The organism is Janthinobacterium sp. Ant5-2-1, from assembly GCF_001445815.1.
GTDB lineage: Bacteria > Pseudomonadota > Gammaproteobacteria > Burkholderiales > Burkholderiaceae_D > Janthinobacterium > Janthinobacterium lividum_E.
In genome coordinates this window covers 16,141-32,806 of the sequence record NZ_LNCE01000048.1, presented here as the reverse complement: position 1 = coordinate 32,806, position 16,666 = coordinate 16,141, and the positions used below count along the sequence as shown (strand labels likewise).

Annotated in this window: 18 protein-coding genes; 12 read left to right on the top strand and 6 right to left on the bottom strand. The window is 62.1% G+C overall.

The features are described from left to right. Nucleotides 1-74: 74 nt before the first annotated feature. On the bottom strand, nt 75-1,016 hold the full coding sequence (locus ASN89_RS16440; RefSeq protein ID WP_058050030.1) for a LysR family transcriptional regulator: 942 nt from the start codon (nt 1,014-1,016) through the stop codon (nt 75-77). Nucleotides 1,017-1,129: 113 nt separating this feature from the next. On the opposite strand from ASN89_RS16440, the gene ASN89_RS16435 reads away from it, so the two are divergent. The 6 genes from ASN89_RS16435 to ASN89_RS16410 all read left to right on the top strand — a co-directional run bounded on the left by ASN89_RS16435 (nt 1,130) and on the right by ASN89_RS16410 (nt 7,835). Next, nucleotides 1,130-1,987 (top strand): oxidoreductase, encoded by an 858-nt coding sequence (locus ASN89_RS16435; protein ID WP_058050029.1) that lies wholly within the window; start codon nt 1,130-1,132, stop codon nt 1,985-1,987. Nucleotides 1,988-2,139: 152 nt separating this feature from the next. Further along, nucleotides 2,140-3,390, top strand: a complete 1,251-nt coding sequence (locus ASN89_RS16430; protein WP_200969060.1) for a low temperature requirement protein A — start codon at nt 2,140-2,142, stop codon at nt 3,388-3,390. 405 nt (nt 3,391-3,795) lie between these two features. Beyond that, entirely contained in the window at nt 3,796-5,205 is a 1,410-nt protein-coding gene (locus ASN89_RS16425; protein ID WP_058050027.1) for an HdeD family acid-resistance protein, read from the top strand. A 66-nt stretch (nt 5,206-5,271) separates the two neighbouring features. After that, nucleotides 5,272-5,880, top strand: a complete 609-nt coding sequence (locus ASN89_RS16420) for a TetR/AcrR family transcriptional regulator (protein WP_058050026.1) — start codon at nt 5,272-5,274, stop codon at nt 5,878-5,880. Nucleotides 5,881-5,971: 91 nt separating this feature from the next. After that, complete coding sequence (locus ASN89_RS16415; protein WP_058050025.1) at nt 5,972-7,135, top strand: iron-containing alcohol dehydrogenase; 1,164 nt, start codon at nt 5,972-5,974, stop codon at nt 7,133-7,135. A gap of 22 nt (nt 7,136-7,157) precedes the next feature. Further along, a complete protein-coding gene (locus ASN89_RS16410) occupies nt 7,158-7,835 on the top strand; it encodes a type 1 glutamine amidotransferase domain-containing protein (protein ID WP_046682143.1) in 678 nt (225 codons plus the stop codon). 30 nt (nt 7,836-7,865) lie between these two features. Here the strand turns inward: ASN89_RS16410 and ASN89_RS16405 are convergent, their stop codons facing one another. Beyond that, nucleotides 7,866-8,462 carry a TetR/AcrR family transcriptional regulator gene (locus tag ASN89_RS16405; RefSeq protein ID WP_161911777.1) on the bottom strand — a complete coding sequence of 199 codons (597 nt, stop codon included), beginning with the start codon at nt 8,460-8,462 and terminating at the stop codon, nt 7,866-7,868. Nucleotides 8,463-8,503: 41 nt separating this feature from the next. Here ASN89_RS16405 and ASN89_RS16400 point away from each other — a divergent pair, with 41 nt between their 5' ends. Beyond that, nucleotides 8,504-9,031, top strand: a complete 528-nt coding sequence (locus ASN89_RS16400; protein WP_058050023.1) for a dihydrofolate reductase family protein — start codon at nt 8,504-8,506, stop codon at nt 9,029-9,031. Here the strand turns inward: ASN89_RS16400 and ASN89_RS16395 are convergent. Beyond that, entirely contained in the window at nt 9,028-9,831 is an 804-nt protein-coding gene (locus ASN89_RS16395) for a metallophosphoesterase family protein (RefSeq protein WP_058050050.1), read from the bottom strand. The genes ASN89_RS16400 and ASN89_RS16395 overlap by 4 nt on opposite strands. A gap of 139 nt (nt 9,832-9,970) precedes the next feature. Here ASN89_RS16395 and bla point away from each other — a divergent pair, with 139 nt between their 5' ends. Beyond that, nucleotides 9,971-10,915, top strand: a complete 945-nt coding sequence (gene bla / locus ASN89_RS16390; RefSeq protein WP_058050022.1) for a subclass B3 metallo-beta-lactamase — start codon at nt 9,971-9,973, stop codon at nt 10,913-10,915. 264 nt (nt 10,916-11,179) lie between these two features. Beyond that, a complete protein-coding gene (locus tag ASN89_RS29315) occupies nt 11,180-11,353 on the top strand; it encodes a hypothetical protein (RefSeq protein WP_185982099.1) in 174 nt (57 codons plus the stop codon). Here ASN89_RS29315 and ASN89_RS16385 read toward each other — a convergent pair. Both ASN89_RS16385 and ASN89_RS16380 read right to left on the bottom strand, forming a co-directional pair. Beyond that, nucleotides 11,350-12,153 (bottom strand): metallophosphoesterase family protein, encoded by an 804-nt coding sequence (locus tag ASN89_RS16385; protein ID WP_058050021.1) that lies wholly within the window; start codon nt 12,151-12,153, stop codon nt 11,350-11,352. The genes ASN89_RS29315 and ASN89_RS16385 overlap by 4 nt on opposite strands. Before the next feature lie 46 nt (nt 12,154-12,199). Further along, on the bottom strand, nt 12,200-13,105 hold the full coding sequence (locus ASN89_RS16380; protein ID WP_058050020.1) for a LysR family transcriptional regulator: 906 nt from the start codon (nt 13,103-13,105) through the stop codon (nt 12,200-12,202). Nucleotides 13,106-13,224: 119 nt separating this feature from the next. On the opposite strand from ASN89_RS16380, the gene ASN89_RS16375 reads away from it, so the two are divergent. After that, the gene (locus ASN89_RS16375; protein WP_058050019.1) at nt 13,225-14,091 is read left to right on the top strand and encodes a pirin family protein; all 867 of its coding nucleotides are present in this window, start codon (nt 13,225-13,227) and stop codon (nt 14,089-14,091) included. Nucleotides 14,092-14,156: 65 nt separating this feature from the next. Continuing rightward, nucleotides 14,157-14,858 (top strand): isochorismatase family protein, encoded by a 702-nt coding sequence (locus tag ASN89_RS16370; protein ID WP_200969059.1) that lies wholly within the window; start codon nt 14,157-14,159, stop codon nt 14,856-14,858. A 6-nt stretch (nt 14,859-14,864) separates the two neighbouring features. Here the strand turns inward: ASN89_RS16370 and ASN89_RS16365 are convergent, their stop codons facing one another. After that, on the bottom strand, nt 14,865-15,626 hold the full coding sequence (locus ASN89_RS16365) for a substrate-binding periplasmic protein (RefSeq protein ID WP_058050048.1): 762 nt from the start codon (nt 15,624-15,626) through the stop codon (nt 14,865-14,867). Between the two features lie 136 nt (nt 15,627-15,762). On the opposite strand from ASN89_RS16365, the gene pnuC reads away from it, so the two are divergent. Next, nucleotides 15,763-16,353, top strand: a complete 591-nt coding sequence (pnuC, locus tag ASN89_RS16360) for a nicotinamide riboside transporter PnuC (RefSeq protein ID WP_082654610.1) — start codon at nt 15,763-15,765, stop codon at nt 16,351-16,353. Nucleotides 16,354-16,666 lie beyond the last annotated feature (313 nt).

Here is a 16,666-nt window from a genome sequence, read left to right as displayed (position 1 = left end):
GAGAATGCGGTGGCCGGTGCTGCCGCAATTCATGGAATGGATTTTTCTCAGCCCCTGCGTATGAGGATGTGCCTTCAACGAGGGATGGAAGCGGCCAATTCCGCGCTCTCCAGGAAGAATGCGCGGTTATCAGCGAGTTTTTCGATCATGAAGTCAATAAAGGTCCTCACCCGCAGCGACTGTTCCGCCCGATGCCCATAGTAGATATAGATGGCGCCGCACTGGCTGACATGCTGCATGAGCAAAGGCACGAGCCGGCCGCTACGGATATGCGGCATGGCCTCGAAACTCCCTAGCTGTCCAATGCCAAGGCCCGACAACACCGCCCGTGTCTCCATCGCGGTGTCATTCACGCAAATGACGGCCGGTATGTCCCGATGCACAATTTCGTCGCCGATCTGGAACTGCCATTGGGCGACCTTGCCTGTATTTGCCCACCGATAGCCGGTACAGCTGTGCTGGCTCAGTTCGTCTATCGTTTGAGGAGCGCCGTGGCGCTGGATGTAGTCCGGCGATGCGCAAACGATCAGCTGAATGGGCACGAGCCGCCGCGCAATCGACCCTCCCGAGGGCGGCGGCCCACCCCGGAAACCGACATCGGCGCGCCCGCTTACCAGATCGGTGAACTGGTCATCAAGCTGGATGTCGAGCTGCACTTTGGGATGGGACTGGTGGAATAATTCGAAAAATTGCCAAAGCACGGACAGCCCCAGCGACTGGGGAGCGTTGATGCGCAATATCCCGTTCACTTCTTCCTTTGACCGGCGCGCTTCGTCGAGGGACGACGACAGTATGGCCAGTGCCGGTTTCACGCTGTCGAACAGGCGCTGGCCTTCTTCCGTCAAACTCAGCTTGCGCGTGGTCCGGTGGAACAGGCGCACGCCAAGTGATTTTTCCAGCTGGATCACCGATTGGCTGGCCGCCTGCGGGGAAATGCCCTGGTCGATGGCCGCGCGCCGCAAGCTGCCCAGCGTTGCCGTACGGACGAAGACGGTAATGGCGCGGATATCGTTCATGGAGCGAGAATGATTAGCAAGTTTTAGTTGATTATCATTCTAGCATTTGACCACTAGTTCATGCCAATTTTTGCTTCTATCATTCGCCCTTTAAGCAGCTCGGGAGCAGAATGATGAAGAACGTCCAACAGCACGAATTCAAGCGCGTCTGGTTGATTACCGGTGCATCCAGGGGCATCGGCGCATTGATTGCAGAGGCGGCACTGGCGGACGGCAATGCCGTGGTCGCAACCGGGCGCAACGCGACAGCGATCATCGAGCGGCTTGGCACGTCCGCCGCGTTGCTGCCGATTGCGCTCGACGTGACGAATGAGGAGCAAATCAGGCTGGGCGTGCGCGTTGCGCTGGAACATTTTGGGCGTATTGACGTGCTCGTCAATAATGCGGGCTTCGGTCTGTTGGCTGCCGTGGAAGAGTCTGGCGATGCGGATGTGAGACGGATGTTTGACACGAATGTCTTCGGCTTGCTGAACGTGACGCGCGCCGTGCTGCCTATAATGCGGGCTCAGCGTTCCGGTCACGTGATCAATATTTCATCGATCGGCGGCTATCAGGCTGCGGCAGGGTTCGGGGTGTATTCATCGACAAAATTTGCCGTCGAAGGCATCACGGAAGCCACGCATACCGAACTCAAGCCACTGGGCATTCACGCCACCATCGTTGAACCAGGTTATTTCCGCACCGATTTCCTCGATGCCTCGTCGCTGCTCGTAGCGCCCGATGAAATTGGCGATTACGCGGCGACTTCGGGCGCCGTGCGCAAACAAGCGTTATCGCTGAACCACAATCAGCCCGGTGATCCCAAAAAATTGGCGGCCGCCATGCTCCGCCTTGCCGACGCGCCCAATCCGCCACTGCGCCTTCCCATGGGCACCGATACGCTGGCTGCGATTACCGCAAAAAATGCCTTTGTGGCACAGGAAATGGAGACGTGGCGCGAGCTCTCCGCATCGACGGATTTTCCCGCTTAACGGAGTTTGACCGGGGTGTGCCGGGTATGGATGCAATACCCGGCATTGTGTGAGCCATGCTTGAATTTTGCCATATGAGCAATTCGCAGGCTACACTGCACCTGATTCTTGAAACCATTATTGATATCGCGTTCGCTGGCAAGGAATAACGCATGAGCACATCTGATTCTGTTGGCAAAGTTCTCCACCATCACATACGGCGGATGTCAGGACGCGATCCGCACGAGCCGCACCGTGTCGCATCGTCTCTGGAATTGTTATTCGACCTGACTTTCGTCACATGCTTTGCGTTTGCCGCGGCACAGTTCGCACACGCACTCGCGGCAGGCCATTACGCCAGCGCGCTCATCGGATTTGGATTTTCGAGCCTCTGCATCTGCTGGGCCTGGTTCAATTTCACGTGGTTTGCATCCGCCTACGACACTGACGACTGGATTTTCCGCATCACCACGATGGTACAGATGACGGGTGTGCTGGTGCTGGCGGTCGGTTTGCCGCGCCTTTTCTCTTCCCTCGAACACGGCCAGCAGTTGGATAACTCGGTGATGGTACTCGGCTACGTGATCATGCGCGTGGCGCTGATATTTCAATGGTTGCGGGCAGCGAGGCAAGACGTCGCACGACGCCGCGCTTGCCTCACCTATGCCGCCGCCATTGCGATTGCCCAGATAGGCTGGATAGCGATTATTCTTTTCCCTTTCTCGATGGGCGTGACCATTGTCCTGGTTGTCCTCTGGTTTCTCATCGAGTTCGCCGGCCCCGTGCTGGCGGAGCGCAAGGATGGCGGTACGCCATGGCACGCGGAGCACATTGCGGAACGCTACAGCCTGTTCGCCATCCTTGCCTTGGGGGAAGGACTGGTCGGTACGGTCGCGACGTTGTCTGCCGAAATAGAGCACCAGGGCTGGACACTGGAAACGGCACTCGCTTGCATTGCAGGCGTCGGACTGATCTTTGGCATGTGGTGGGTGTATTCCATTCTGCCGTCGGCGAATGTGCTGCACGTGCATCGCTCACGCGCTTTCATCTGGAGCTATGGGCAGATATTGATCATTGCATCTATTGTGGCAACGGGGGCTGGCCTTGACGTCGCGGCGAACCTGATTGAAAACAAGGCCCATATCGGCACACTCCCGGCCCTGCTTGCCACGGCGATTCCCGTGACCATTTTCCTCGCCTTGATTTATGCGCTCCACTATTTTCTTGTGCGCCGCTTCGATCAACTGCATATATGGCTTTTGCTTGCAACAGCTGCCGTCATCGCGACGGCGATCATGGCGGCGATCTTTGGCGCGAATATCGTCGAATGTCTCGGTATTTTGCTCTTTGCGCCGGTCATCACGGTCGTCGGCTATGAGGTATTGGGACACCGTCACCAGGGCGACATGCTCACGCCCCGTTAATGTGTGACGCAGTGGGCGAACCGATTGCCTGCTGTTGATACGGCTGCCGGCAAGCAAACCTGACATTTTTATCTTTTATGATACTTTTCTGAAGAATTTCATTTTTACGCTAAGTAATCCTCAGGAAATTATTGTGAATTTATGACGAACAGAACCGGATGCTATGCAAGGCGCCCGCTGCGACGCAGTGCGAGCACTGCTAGCAGCGGGCAACGCCGCAGAGCGCCGGTTATGGAAGTCAGAAATCACAATAATTTATTGGGGGTTACTTAATTCATTGATTGCGACAATTGTCATTCTCAAATGATGTGAGAGTCCGTGGCCATACGCTTTCACAGCCATGACGGCCAGTGAATACGTATTGTTCGAGTACTGCTGCTGCAGTTAAAAACAGGAGGAGCATTCATGATTCGATTGGTGTTGCTGTTATTGGGCGTTGAATATCTGCGCAAGCGCTGGCGCAGTATCCTGTTGATCGGATTGATATGGCTGCTCGCAGGCCTGGTCATATTTATCGACGCACTCGATAACGCGCTGTACTTCCCGATCAATTTCTTTGCTTACCTGTTCCTGGCCGAAGGCCTGGCAACGCTGGCTGTGGCATGGACCGGCGTCGGCGGCCAGCGGATATTGCGATACGTGAAAGGTTGCGCCGTCGTGCTGGCGGCGATGCTGATCTTCGCCGGTCACCACCATGGCAATTTCCTGTTATCGATGATTTTTGGGACGCTGTTTCTCGCCGACGGGCTGATACAGTGTATTTCCGCTTACATGGTCCGCTATCGCCGCTGGCGCGTGGCCTTCTCGTGGGGCGTGGCCGAAATTGCGCTGGCAATCTTCTTTTACCAGCCCTACCCGACGCACTATGTCGGCACACTGCCGTATTGCCTGGGCTTGTTCCTGATGTTTGGCGGCGCCAACTTGATCGCCCTGGCCGCCCGTGTTCGCCGCATGAGCGATAACCCGGCGTTGTCGGAATCGGTGCAGCCTGACGTTCAGCCGGATGAGCAGCTTGCTTCCGCATTCACGCAAGTGGAGTGGGAGGGGCCTCCAGCGGACCATGAACAGGCGCTGACGGTGCATGTCTGGACGCCTTCCGGTTCAGCCAAGTCGCCCACCCAGAATTATCCGATCGTCGACCGCTATATCGCCGCGGTCGATGTCAACGGCGTGATCTCCACCGGGCATGCGGCATTGGAGTCGCCGGAGGGTATTTATATCAGCCTGTATCCGAGTGTGGAGATCGACCGTTCACCCGACGATTTCGGACGCCTGCTGCGCGCCACCCGCGAGAATGACGTACCGGGCGTATTCCAGCCCGATTACGCGACAGAATCGAAGGCATGGTGTCCGTCCACCGTTCAGGTCCGTATCCGGAATTACGACCCGCGCCAGCTGCAGTCGTTCTGGCGGCATTATCGCAAGGACGCGACTTACAATCTCACGCATCGTAATTGTTCCAGTACGGTCGCCCGGGCCCTGGAAGCGGCTATCGACGGCGCCGTTGGCCGCCTGTATGGCGATCGCGCAGGCTGGAAAGTGTTTTTCCGCATCCTGGCGACGCCGGAACTGTGGGTCGCCGCCCAGATCCGCAAGCGTGCCGTGACGATGGCGTGGACGCCCGGGCTGACGCTCGATTATTCCCGAGCGCTCAGCATGCTGGCAGACCCGCGTCCGTTTGCCTGGTGGACATTGGCAAGGACCGCCTTCAGCCGGATGGCGCAATTGCGCCGCGAATGGCGCGCCCAGGACCATGGCGCCGTTGATCTTCGCGAGCAGCCTGATGAAGACGCCATGCGTGACAAGCGCGCTTAGGTCGCAGTCGCTGCATTGAAATAGATGGATCTAGACGACTGGTCTAATTGTGCTACAATGCCTCGCATGAAAGCTGAATACACCGACGTGCGCCAGCACATTATCGACCAGGGCAAGGCCATCATCACGCGCAAGGGTTTTGCCGGGGTGGGGCTGAACGAGATCCTGTCGGCTGCAGATGTGCCCAAGGGCTCGTTCTACCATTACTTCAAGTCCAAGGAATTGTTTGGCGAAGCGATGCTGGAAGATTACGTCACCGGCTACCTGGCTGAAATGGAGCTCGTGCTGAGCCAGCCCGGCCAGAACGCGGCCCAGTCGCTGATGGCGTACTGGGCCAGCTGGACCAGCGCAAGCCTTGATGGCGGCGGTTGCGACTGCCGCTGCCTGGTGGTTAAGCTCAGCAGCGAGGTGGCGGACATGTCGGAACCGATGCGCGTGGCGCTGCTCGATGGCACGCATCGCATCATCGCCAGGCTGGCCCTGGCCATCGCGCGGGGCAGGGTGGACGATTCGCTGCCATCGGTGGCCGATCCGGCGCAGATGGCCGCCACCTTATACCAGCTGTGGCTGGGTGCGGCCATGCTGACCAAGCTGCGGCGCGACGCCAGCGCCTTGCAAACGGCGTGGCGTGCGACCCTGGCCATGTTGCAGCTGCCGCCGGACAGCGACCGATAAACGGTAAACAAGGCAAACAAGCGGACGCACCATGTCCGCGTTTTTTGAACTGCATTCTAGACGACCAGTCTAATAATAAAGGAGCAGCAGCATGAAGAATTTTGAATTCCATAACCCGACCAAGATCGTGTTCGGCGCCGACACCGTCGCCAAATTGTCCACCCTGGTGCCGCACGACGCGCGCGTGCTGATCTTGTACGGCGGCGCCAGTGCCGAAAAGACGGGCACCCTGGCCGAAGTGCGAGCTGCTCTTGCGCTGGGCCAGCGCAGCGTGCAGGAGTTTGGCGGCATTGAACCCAATCCCAGCTATGAAACCCTGATGCGCGCCGTCGCCCAGGTACGCAGCGATAAGGTGGATTTCCTGCTGGCAGTCGGCGGCGGCTCGGTGATCGACGGCACCAAGTTCGTCGCCGCCGCCGCTCTGTACGACGGCGAGCCATGGGAAATCGCCGAGCGCGGCGGCGCCAATGTGCAGCGCGCCTTGCCGTTTGGCACGGTGCTCACCTTGCCTGCCACGGGGTCGGAAATGAACAGCGGCGGCGTGGTGACGAAAAAAGCCACGCATGACAAGCTGAGTTTCCGCAGCCCGCTGCTGTACCCGCAGTTTTCCGTGCTCGACCCGAGCAAAACGTTTACCTTGCCGGCCACGCAGGTGGCCAATGGCCTGGTCGACGCCTTTGTCCACACGACGGAACAGTATCTGACCTATCCGGTACAGGCGAAGGTGCAGGACCGCTTTGCCGAAGGCTTGCTGCAGACCCTCGTCGAGATCGCGCCGCAGGCCGTGGCCTCGCCCGACGATTACGCCACCCGCGCCAATCTGATGTGGACGGCCACCCTGGCCCTGAATGGCTTGATCGGCGCGGGTGTGCCGCAGGACTGGGCCACCCACATGATCGGCCACGAACTGACTGCCCTGTACGACATCGACCATGCGCGCACCCTGGCCCTGGTGCTGCCGGCGCTGCTGGACGTACAGCGCGAGCAGAAACGCGGCAAATTGCTACAGTATGGCGAACGTGTCTGGAACATCACGGAGGGCAGCGACGACGAGCGCATCGATACCGCCATCGCCCGCACGCGCGCCTTCTTTGAGGGCCTGGGCATCCCGACGCGTTTGTCGGCCTATCAGCTGGGCCAGGAAGCGGTGGAAGCGGTACTGAAACAATTGGAAGCACATGGCATGACCTCCCTCGGCGAACACCGCGATATCGACCTCGCGCGCAGCCGCCGTATCCTCGAAGCAGCACTGTAACCCTGACATAAAAGGAAACAACATGAACATCCTGATGGTACTGACCTCGCACGATCAACTCGGTAACACCGGCAAGAAAACCGGCTTCTGGCTGGAAGAATTCGCCGCGCCCTACTATGCCTTGCAGGAAGCGGGCGCCAAGCTGACCGTGGTATCGCCCAACGGCGGCCAGCCGCCGCTGGACCCGAAAAGCGACGAGCCGGATTCGCAAACGGATGCCACGCGCCGCTTCAAGCAGGACGCCGCTGCGCAAGCCGTGCTGGCCAACACGGGCAAGCTGGCCGACGTGAAGGCAGGGGACTTCGACGCCGTGTTCTACCCGGGCGGCCATGGCCCGCTGTGGGACCTGGCCGAAGACCCGCACTCGATCGCGCTGATCGAGCAGATGATCGCCGCCGGCAAGCCCGTCGCCGCCGTCTGCCACGCGCCCGGCGTGCTGCGCCACGTGAAAGCGCTTGATGGCACGCCGCTGGTGCGCGGCAAGCAGGTGACGGGCTTTACGAATACCGAGGAAGATGCCGTCGGCTTGACGGCCATCGTGCCTTTCCTCGTCGAGGACATGCTCAAGGAAAATGGCGGCGTGTACTCGAAGCTGGGCGACTGGCAGCCGTACGCTGTTACCGATGGCTTGCTGGTCACGGGCCAGAATCCCGCATCGTCGGAAGCGGCCGCGCAGGCGCTGCTCAAGCTGCTGGCCTGATGCCAGGCTAGTGCGTCCGGCCGCTCGTCGTCACACCGCAGTGTGTCCAGCGGCCATGCCCGCCAGGATCAGGCTGACCGAGGCGTGCCAGGCTGTCTCGCTGGCCGGCCGGCCCGCCAGCGCATAGCCGTGCAGGAAATCGACGAGCGCATCGCGCCCGCGCAGCCGGGTTTTCTTGTCCAGGCCGAGGCTTTCGATGGCCTGCTCAAACAGCGCCGTGAACCGCTCGGCCACGTCGGCTTGCTCTACCAGCCCGCGCGCCATCAGGCGCACGAAATATGGCGTGGCGCTGACCAGTTCCAGGTACAGCGCGCACAGCGCGAGCAGGCGCCGCTGCGGCCCCTGGCGTTGCGTAAATGGCGGCTGGCACGGATCGAGCGCGGCAAAACGCTGCACCATCAACGCCAGCAATAACTCCTCTTTTCCCGCATAGTAGTGATACAAGGCCATGGCATCGACGCCCAGGCTCTGCGCCAGCGCGCGCATGGAAAATGCTTCGCCTTTTTCTTCCAACAGGGTTGATGCCGCTTGCAGGATGCTGGCGCTGTCCAGCGCGGGCAGAGCGCGACGCGGACGCCCGGCGTGGCGCACGGGAGATTTCATGGCTTGAAGTTTTGGGGTTTTCATGGGCATAATTCTACGCCGTAGAATTAAATCAAGGAGCACCCATGCAAAAAACTTTCGTCAGCGTATTTCTCGGCATCAGCATCGACGGCTGCATCGCGGGAGAAAACGGCGACCTGTCCTGGTTGGCCGAACTGGCGCCAGACTCGCCCGACGCCACCGGCTACACGGCGTTGATCGAGCAAGTCGATACCTTGCTGATCGGCCGCACCACGTATGACGCCGTGTTGGGTTTTGAACCATGGCCGTATGCGGGCAAGCGCGTGGTGGTACTCAGCCACCGCGACTTCGCGCCGCGCCATGGCGAGCAGCGCCGCGCAGGCAGCGTGCGGGAAGTACTGGAAGCGCTGGCAGATGAGGGGTGCCGCCACGTGTATCTTGATGGCGGCGCCGTCATCCGCACGGGTTTGCGCGAGGGCGTCATCGACAGCCTGACCTTGTCCGTGCTGCCCGTGGTACTGGGCAAGGGCGTGCGCCTGTTCGAGGATGGCTTGCCGCGCAGCGACTGGCGCCTGGACGACACGCGCCAGCTGCCCAGCGGCGTGGTGCAGCTGCGCTATCGGAAAAATTAAATCGTGCCGGCGAGGTCGACGATGAAGCCGGAATCGTAGCGTTCATTCTCCGGCATGCCATCGGGCCGCTTGTAGCCGCACGGGTTGCACACGACGCGGCAATCCTGGACGCGGTAGTCGAGCGAGGCATGCATGTGGCCATGCACCCACAGGTCGGCCTGCGCCACCAGTGCATCGAGCTGCGAGGCGAAGGCGGGCGAGCCGAGATTGGTCGCGTATTGCTCTTCCACCGACAGCATCGAGGGCGCCATGTGCGTGATGAAGACGGTCTTGCCATCGAAGGGTTGCGCCAGCTGCCGTTCCAGCCAGGCGCGGTGCTGCGCGTGCAGCTGCGCCGTGTCGGCCGCGCACAAGAGGCGCGGCGTGTCGCCGCCCGTGCTGATGCGCTTGTAGTCGGGCATGTAGCTTTGCGCCGCGCTCAAGGCTTCTTCCCGGCGCTCCGCGCCGAACAGCAAAAAATCCGTCCACAGCGTGACGCCGAGAAAACGCACGCCGTTCAGTACCATGGCGTCGCCATCGAGCAGGCGGATGTTGGCGCCGTGCGCATTCGCGCTGGCGCAAGCGTCGCGCACGGCGTCCTGCATGTGTTCCAGCTGGTGGCCATAGCCCTCGTGATTGCCGTGCACGTACAGCACGGGCAGGGCGCCGAAGGTGCGCGCGGCCCAGGCGATGGCATTGCAGCCCGTGTCGATGTCGCCGGCCAGGATCACCACGTCGGGGCGGCTGGCGGCAAGGTCGATGACGGGTGTGTTTTCACCCCAGACTTCCAGGTGCAGGTCGGACAGAATCAGCAAACGCATGGCAGTGGGCGCGGCAAGGCGCACGGCAGGTCTATGGACCTCTATCGTAGCGCAAGTTGCCGCGTCCGACTGCTTGACCGCATGAGGGGACGACGTTACCCTGTGGCATCGATTACCGCACACTCATTACTGGAGCCGCATGCCGCCTTTCTTCCTTTCCAAGACTTTGCTCAGTATCGCGCTGGCCTCCTCGGCGCTGCCGTTTGCCGCGCATGCCGCCGCGCCCGCCGTCGATCCCCTGACGCAGCCGATCGCCTCGCCGTATGCGGCGCAGTGGAACCGCCCGCAGCAACCGGCGCGCATCCACGGCGACACGTATTACGTGGGCGTGGGCGGCTTGAGCGTGGTGCTGATCCACACGCGCGAAGGCTTGATCCTGATCGACGGCGCGCTGCCGCAATCGGTGGCCGCCATCAAGGAACATATCCTCGAGCTGGGTTTTCGCCTGGAAGACATCAAGTTCATCCTGAATACGGAAGCGCATTTCGACCATTCGGGCGGCATCGCCGCCCTGGCCCGCGACAGCGGCGCGCAAGTGGTCGCCAGCCCGCTCGGCGCACAGGCGCTGCGCGCTGGCAGGGTGCTCGATACGGACCCGCAAGCGGGTGCAATCGATCCCATGCCGGCCGTGCAAGATGTGCGCGAGATCGCCGATGGCGAGACCCTGGAACTGGGCGGCGTGACGGTGACGGCGCGCTATACGCCGGGCCACACGCCTGGCAGCACCAGCTGGACCTGGGTGTCGTGCGAGGACGCGGCAGGGCAGGAATGCCTGAACGTGGTGTTCGGTGCGAGTCTCACGCCGGTGGGCGCCGGCCATTTTCACTTCAGCGGTGATGCGGCGCATGGCGACATGACGCCGGCCTTCCGTCGCACCATGCAGGATTTCGCCAGGCTGCCCTGCGATATCCTCATTTCGGCCCACCCCGACCATTCCGGCGCCGACGAAAAACTCAGGCGCTTGCTGGAAGGTGTCACGCCGAATCCCTTCATCGATGCCCAGGCGTGCAGCCAGTACGCTGCCAAAAATGAGGCGAAGCTCGATGCCCGTATCGCGAAAGAAAAAGCGGCTGCGACAGAATAACAACGTTGGCGCAGTCGCCACGAAAAGCGGTTGACGCACCGCAGCATGCGGCGCAGAATCAGCGTCCGCAGTGCAGATTAACCCAACAAAAGAAAGGATACCCATGTTCGAGCAGGCTGGCAGCAAGTTGTACCTCCACTAGCCCCGCGCATGACGCTCGGGGCCATCGGCATGTTGCCGATCCCGAGCCGGTGTCTTTCAAACCCCGGTGAGGAAACTTGCCGGGGTTTTTTGTTTTGGACGAGCGGGTTGAAAGGAAACACCATGAAAATTAAATTGAAAGCCACGCCCAAGCCGCGCAATCCGCTGGTGGCGGTAGCGAAACTGCGCGGCGGCGCCGGCGCGCACCAGTCGGAGACGTCGCCGCGCGTGGCGCGCCGGGCCGGCAAGCACCGCCTGCAGCAATGGCTGGCGGGCCGTCTCAAAGCTGACGATTAGCCGGCCGTTAGGTCAATGATGAAGTTCGGATCAAAATCGGGATTTTGCGGCGCGCCGCTGCGCGTCTTGTAGCCGCACGGGTTAGCTACGACGCGGCACGCGCCGATCCGGTAGTCGCGCGAGACGTGCAGGTGGCCATGCACCCACAGGTCCGCTTGCGCGGCCAGGTCGTCCAGGCGCGAGGCATAGGCGGGCGAACATCCTTCGCTGCCATAGGCATCGTCGACCGAGAGCAGCGACGGCGCCATGTGGCTGATGACCACCGTGCGTCCGTCGAAGGGCTGCGCCAGTTCGCGCGCCAGCCACGCTTTTTGCTGCGCGTGGAACATGGCCGTGTCGGCCGCGCGCAGCTTGCGAAAGCCCATGCCGGCCAGGCGGATGCGCTTGTAGTCGTTCATGACGGCTTCCGCGTCGCGCATGGCCGCTTGCCGGGTGTCGTCGCCCAGCAGGCGGAAATCCGTCCACAGGGTGGCGCCCAGGAAGCGCACCTTGCTGCCTGCCTGGTCGGCGATGACGTGGCTATCGGCGTCGAGAAAATGCACATTGGGCGTGGCGGCGCAGGCTGCGCGCAGCTCCTGGCGCACCTTGTCCAGATGGTGGCCATAGCCTTCGTGGTTGCCGTGCACGTACAGCACGGGCAGGCCCGCGAATGCACTGGCGGCCCAGGTGACGGCGCGAGTACCCGTGTCGATGTCGCCGGCCAGGATGACGGCGTCGGGGCAGCTGAGCGCGAGGTCGCCCTGCGGCGCGTCGTTGCGCCATAACTCATGGTGCAGGTCCGACAGTATCAATAAACGCATGCTGTTTTCACGCCTGTTGAAAGAGCACCATCGTACCTGAAAACCTTCACTCTTCCGGCAGCGCGGCGAAGCTGTGCGCCAGGTAGTCGATCAGCGCGCGCACGGCCGGCAGCAGGCCGCGCCGCGACGGGAAGACGGCGTGGATGATTTCGCGTTGCGGCCGCCATTGCTCCATCAGCGGCAGCAGGCTGCCGTTGGCCACCTGCTCGGTGATCATCATGGTCGGCAGCTGGACCACGCCCACGCCGGCCACGGCCGCGTCGCGCAGGGTCAGCATGTCGCCCGTGACGAAGCGCGGTAAGTGGCGCAGCTGGGCGCGCGCGCCATCGGGGCCATATAAATCCCACTGATAGTGCTGTTGCGGCATGCCCAGGGCCAGGCTGGGCCAGTCGGCCAGGTCGGCCGGCGCCTTCGGCAGCGGTGCGCCGGCGAACAGCAGGGGGCTGCCCACCATGCATTGGCCCCGTTCGGCCAGCACGCGCAGCACCAGGTCGCTGTCGGGCAGCGGCGGCGGACGCACGCGGATGGCCACGTCGATGCCTTCGGCCACCAGGTCGACGCGGCGGTTACTCGCTTCCAATAACAGAGTCACTTGCGGATGCGCGCGCATGAAACCGGCCAGCATGGGCGCGACCAGCGATTGCAGCAGGGCGATGGGGCAGGACAGGCGCACCGTGCCGCGAGGCGCGGCCCGCGTCAGTTCGATCGCTTCCTGCGCCGCCTCCGCTTCCACCAGCATCGCCTTGCAATGCTCGTAAAACGTCTGCCCCACATCGGTGACGGAAAAATGCCGCGTCGTGCGTTGCAGCAGGCGCGCACCCAAGCGCTCTTCCAGCAGCGCGATGCGCCGGCTCAGTTTGGATTTCGGCATGCCCAGCGCGCGCCCGGCCGGCGCGAAGCCGCCGTGATCGACCACCTGCACAAAGTAATACAAGTCATTCAGGTCCTGCATGCCGCCTCCTGGATCGTTCTATTTTTGGAACGCTGATGACCTATTTTACCGTCTACCCGCTTCATCGTTGCAAGCGTATTCTGTCTCCATCGTAATGCAAACCCCAACAGGAGATCGAGATGAACAAAGTCACAGGTATCTACAGCGCACCGCGCCAGCACTGGGTCGGCGACGGTTTCCCCGTGCGCTCGATGTTTTCGTACAGCGGCCATGGCAAGCAGCTGAGCCCCTTCCTGCTGCTCGACTATGCCGGTCCCGCCGAATTTGCGCCCGGCACCCGTCCGCCCGGCGTCGGCTCGCACCCGCACCGCGGTTTTGAAACGGTGACCATCGTCTACAAGGGCGAAGTGGCGCACCGCGATTCGACGGGCCAGGGCGGCGTGATCGGCCCCGGCGACGTGCAATGGATGACGGCCGGCGCCGGCATCCTGCATGAAGAGTTTCACTCGCCTGCCTTCACGCAGTCGGGCGGCACCCTGGAAATGGTGCAGCTGTGGGTGAACCTGTCGGCGAAAAACAAGATGACGGCGCCCGGCTACCAGGCCATCACCAGCGACACGATTCCCACGCTGGCGCTGCCCGATGCTGCAGGTTCCGTGCGCGTGATCGCCGGCGACTTCGACGGCCAGCATGGCCCGGCCCGCACGTTCTCGCCGATGCAGGTGTGGGATGTGCGCCTGGCCCAGGGCAAGCTGACGGAGCTGCCCTTGAACAAAGGCTGGAGCACGGCGCTGATCGTCCTGCATGGCACGGTGCTGGTCAATGGCGAGAGCGTGGTGCGCGAAGCGCAGATGGCGCTGTTCGAGCGTGATGGCGACAGCATCACCGTCGAAGCGAACAACGACGCCGTGGTGCTGCTGCTCAGTGGCGAGCCGATCGACGAGCCCATCGTCGGCCATGGTCCCTTCGTCATGAACACCGAAGCGGAAATCGCGCAGGCGTTCGAGGATTTCAACAGCGGCCGCATCGCCCGCATCGCGAAGTAATTTGTGTAGCGAATTTGTGTAGTACCCGTGCCGCATCCCGCGGCACGGTTTTTCAGGAGACCACCATGAGCACCCCCGCCAACTTCCAAGGTTTGCCACCGATGATCGATCCCGACGACGCCGTCATGCTGCTGATCGACCACCAGAGCGGCTTGTTCCAGCTGGTGCGCGACATCGAGCAGCACGTGCTGCGCGGCCACGTCACGGCGCTGGCCAAGCTGTCCCGCCTGGCGAACATGCCGACGTTTACCACCGCTTCCGTGCCCGACGGCCCGAACGGTCCCTTGATCCCGGAAATCCACCATTTCAACCCGGAAGCCGTCTATATCCCGCGCACGGGCCAGATCAACGCCTGGGACAATCCGGCCTGGGTCGAAGCGATTGAAAAGACGGGCCGCAAGACCTTGCTGATCGCCGGCACGCTCACCAGCGTGTGCATGGCTTTCCCCACCATCAGCGCGCTGGCGGCCGGCTACAAGGTGTTTGCCATCATCGACGCCTCGGGCAACTGGTCGAAGATGGCCACCGACATCACCATGGCGCGCGTGACGCAGGCGGGCGCCGTGCCGATCGACACGTATGCCGTGCTGGCTGAAGTGATGAGCACCTGGAACCGCGCCGATGCGATGGAATTCGCCGCCATCATGACGGACCATATCGTGCCGCCGTATCGCGCCCTGATCGAAAGCTACGACAAGGCGCAGGGCGTGCAAAAGAATGGCCGCGAAACCAAGCTGGAAATCCTGGAAGCGGCTGCCAAGGGCTGATTGCCGCTACGGCGCTGCGTAGCTGTTGCGTATCGCCGCCAGCACGCCGCGCTGTTCCAGGCGCGTGATGGCGGCGTTCAGTTGCGCCAGGTCGGCGGCGCTGGTCGTGCGCGCATTGAGCATCAGGTGCACGGGTGCGCGCAAGGCCAGGAAGGGCAGGGTGCTCAAGGCAACACCCTGCTGGCGCGCTTCGTGGCGCACGGCCAGCACGTCGCCCAGCAGCAGGTCGGCGCGGCCCGCGTCGAGCATGAGGATGCCTTGCCGGAAGCTGCCGAAGGTATTCAGGCGGCCATTCTTTTCCAGCGCCGGACGGGCCGCCGCATAGTCTGCCCCATACCAGCCCACCTTGGGCGCCAGCAGGGTGGACTTGCCGCGCGCGAGTTGCGCGAAGCTGCCGGCGTGGTGCGGCACGGCGGGCGCGCCGGCCTTGCCGAAGACACCGACGGTTTCATCGCGGTAGCTGACGCTGAAACGCGCATACGCGTGGCGTTCCAACGTGTCGGACGCGGCAGGCATCAGATCCAGTCCCCCTTTCTGGAACAGCAGCTGGCGCCGCGCCGTCGGCAATTCCGGCAAGGTGACCAGGGTGCAGTGCGCTTCCTTGAAGATGGCGCGCAGCAGTTCCAGGTCCAGCCCCGTATAACCGCCCTGGGCGTCGCGGTAGACGTACGGCGGCCACTGCTCGAGCGCCATCGTCATGCGGCACGCCAGGGCGGGCAGGACGCTGCCGAGCAGTGTTGCCGCAAGCAGCACGTGGCGCAAGCGCATGGACATCTCCGCAGTGGTTCAGGGGCTAGTGCTTCCCAATTTGCCAGAATGGCCACGGAAGTCAAGCAGTGCTTGGCGGGTTGCGGATATCAAATGGGCTATAGTGGCGGCGTGCCTTCATTCCAAGGAAATCCGCTTGACTCCCCCGCTCGAAATCGCCGCCAATGTCTTGATGACTGCCTCCATCGTCCTGGCCGGACGCAACAACATTCATTCCTGGTGGATCGGCATCGTCGGCTGCGTGCTGTTTGCCGTGCTGTTTTTCCAGGTCAACCTGTACGCCGACGTGATGCTGCAGCTGTTTTTCATCGTCACCTGCGTCATCGGCTGGCTGCAATGGCGGCGCGGCGCCGGTGGCCAGCCCTTGCCGATCACGCGCACGGGCTGGCGCAGCCTGGCCTGGGTGGTGCCGGCCGGCATCGCCTCCGTGGTGATCTACGGCATGCTGCTGCACCGTTTCACGAATGCCTACGCACCGTTCATCGATTCGGCGGTGTTGGTATTTAGCATCATCGCGCAATTCCTGCTGATGAGCCGGCGCATCGAGACGTGGGCTTTCTGGCTGCTGGTCAACACGGTGGCCGTGCCGCTCTACTACAGCCGCGGCCTGCACCTGACGGCCGTGCTGTATGCGGCCTACTGGGTCAACGCCGTCATTTCCTGGTACTGGTGGAACGTGCAGGCACGCCGCGCGGCGGCCATGCCGCAGGCGCTGGCCGACACCTGATATTGCCAAAAACCAAGTCCTTAGATCCAAATCGTATATACATTCAATTTTTAATTCGTTCACCCCATAAAGACACCGGGATATAGTGGCCTTTCCCCGCTTACCGGTGTCTTTTATGTTGCGCTTTACCCTTTCTGCCTGTTTTTACGCCGCCCGGCACCAGCTGACCATGCAATGCATGGCGCAGTGGATGCCGATGCGTGCCCGTCCACGCATCCCGTAATTCCTTCATCCCCCGTCGTCGTTTTGCCCGCAGGCCCATCCGGTCCGCGTGCCCCTGCTCGGCCTTTTTTATCTGAAAAAGGCTGCAATC

Bases quoted from the DNA above. Each gene is read 5' to 3' on its own strand.
- ASN89_RS16380 (WP_058050020.1), bottom strand. From the start codon at position 13,105: ATGCAGGACCTGAATGACTTGTATTACTTTGTGCAGGTGGTCGATCAC.
- ASN89_RS16420 (WP_058050026.1), top strand. From the start codon at position 5,272: ATGAAAGCTGAATACACCGACGTGCGCCAGCACATTATCGACCAGGGC.
- ASN89_RS16385 (WP_058050021.1), bottom strand. From the start codon at position 12,153: ATGCGTTTATTGATACTGTCGGACCTGCACCATGAGTTATGGCGCAAC.
- ASN89_RS16375 (WP_058050019.1), top strand. From the start codon at position 13,225: ATGAACAAAGTCACAGGTATCTACAGCGCACCGCGCCAGCACTGGGTC.
- ASN89_RS16430 (WP_200969060.1), top strand. From the start codon at position 2,140: ATGAGCACATCTGATTCTGTTGGCAAAGTTCTCCACCATCACATACGG.
- ASN89_RS16440 (WP_058050030.1), bottom strand. From the start codon at position 1,016: ATGAACGATATCCGCGCCATTACCGTCTTCGTCCGTACGGCAACGCTG.
- ASN89_RS29315 (WP_185982099.1), top strand. From the start codon at position 11,180: ATGAAAATTAAATTGAAAGCCACGCCCAAGCCGCGCAATCCGCTGGTG.
- ASN89_RS16370 (WP_200969059.1), top strand. From the start codon at position 14,157: ATGAGCACCCCCGCCAACTTCCAAGGTTTGCCACCGATGATCGATCCC.
- ASN89_RS16425 (WP_058050027.1), top strand. From the start codon at position 3,796: ATGATTCGATTGGTGTTGCTGTTATTGGGCGTTGAATATCTGCGCAAG.
- ASN89_RS16400 (WP_058050023.1), top strand. From the start codon at position 8,504: ATGCAAAAAACTTTCGTCAGCGTATTTCTCGGCATCAGCATCGACGGC.
- bla (WP_058050022.1), top strand. From the start codon at position 9,971: ATGCCGCCTTTCTTCCTTTCCAAGACTTTGCTCAGTATCGCGCTGGCC.
- ASN89_RS16410 (WP_046682143.1), top strand. From the start codon at position 7,158: ATGAACATCCTGATGGTACTGACCTCGCACGATCAACTCGGTAACACC.
- ASN89_RS16405 (WP_161911777.1), bottom strand. From the start codon at position 8,462: ATGAAAACCCCAAAACTTCAAGCCATGAAATCTCCCGTGCGCCACGCC.
- ASN89_RS16395 (WP_058050050.1), bottom strand. From the start codon at position 9,831: ATGCGTTTGCTGATTCTGTCCGACCTGCACCTGGAAGTCTGGGGTGAA.
- ASN89_RS16365 (WP_058050048.1), bottom strand. From the start codon at position 15,626: ATGCGCTTGCGCCACGTGCTGCTTGCGGCAACACTGCTCGGCAGCGTC.
- ASN89_RS16435 (WP_058050029.1), top strand. From the start codon at position 1,130: ATGAAGAACGTCCAACAGCACGAATTCAAGCGCGTCTGGTTGATTACC.
- ASN89_RS16415 (WP_058050025.1), top strand. From the start codon at position 5,972: ATGAAGAATTTTGAATTCCATAACCCGACCAAGATCGTGTTCGGCGCC.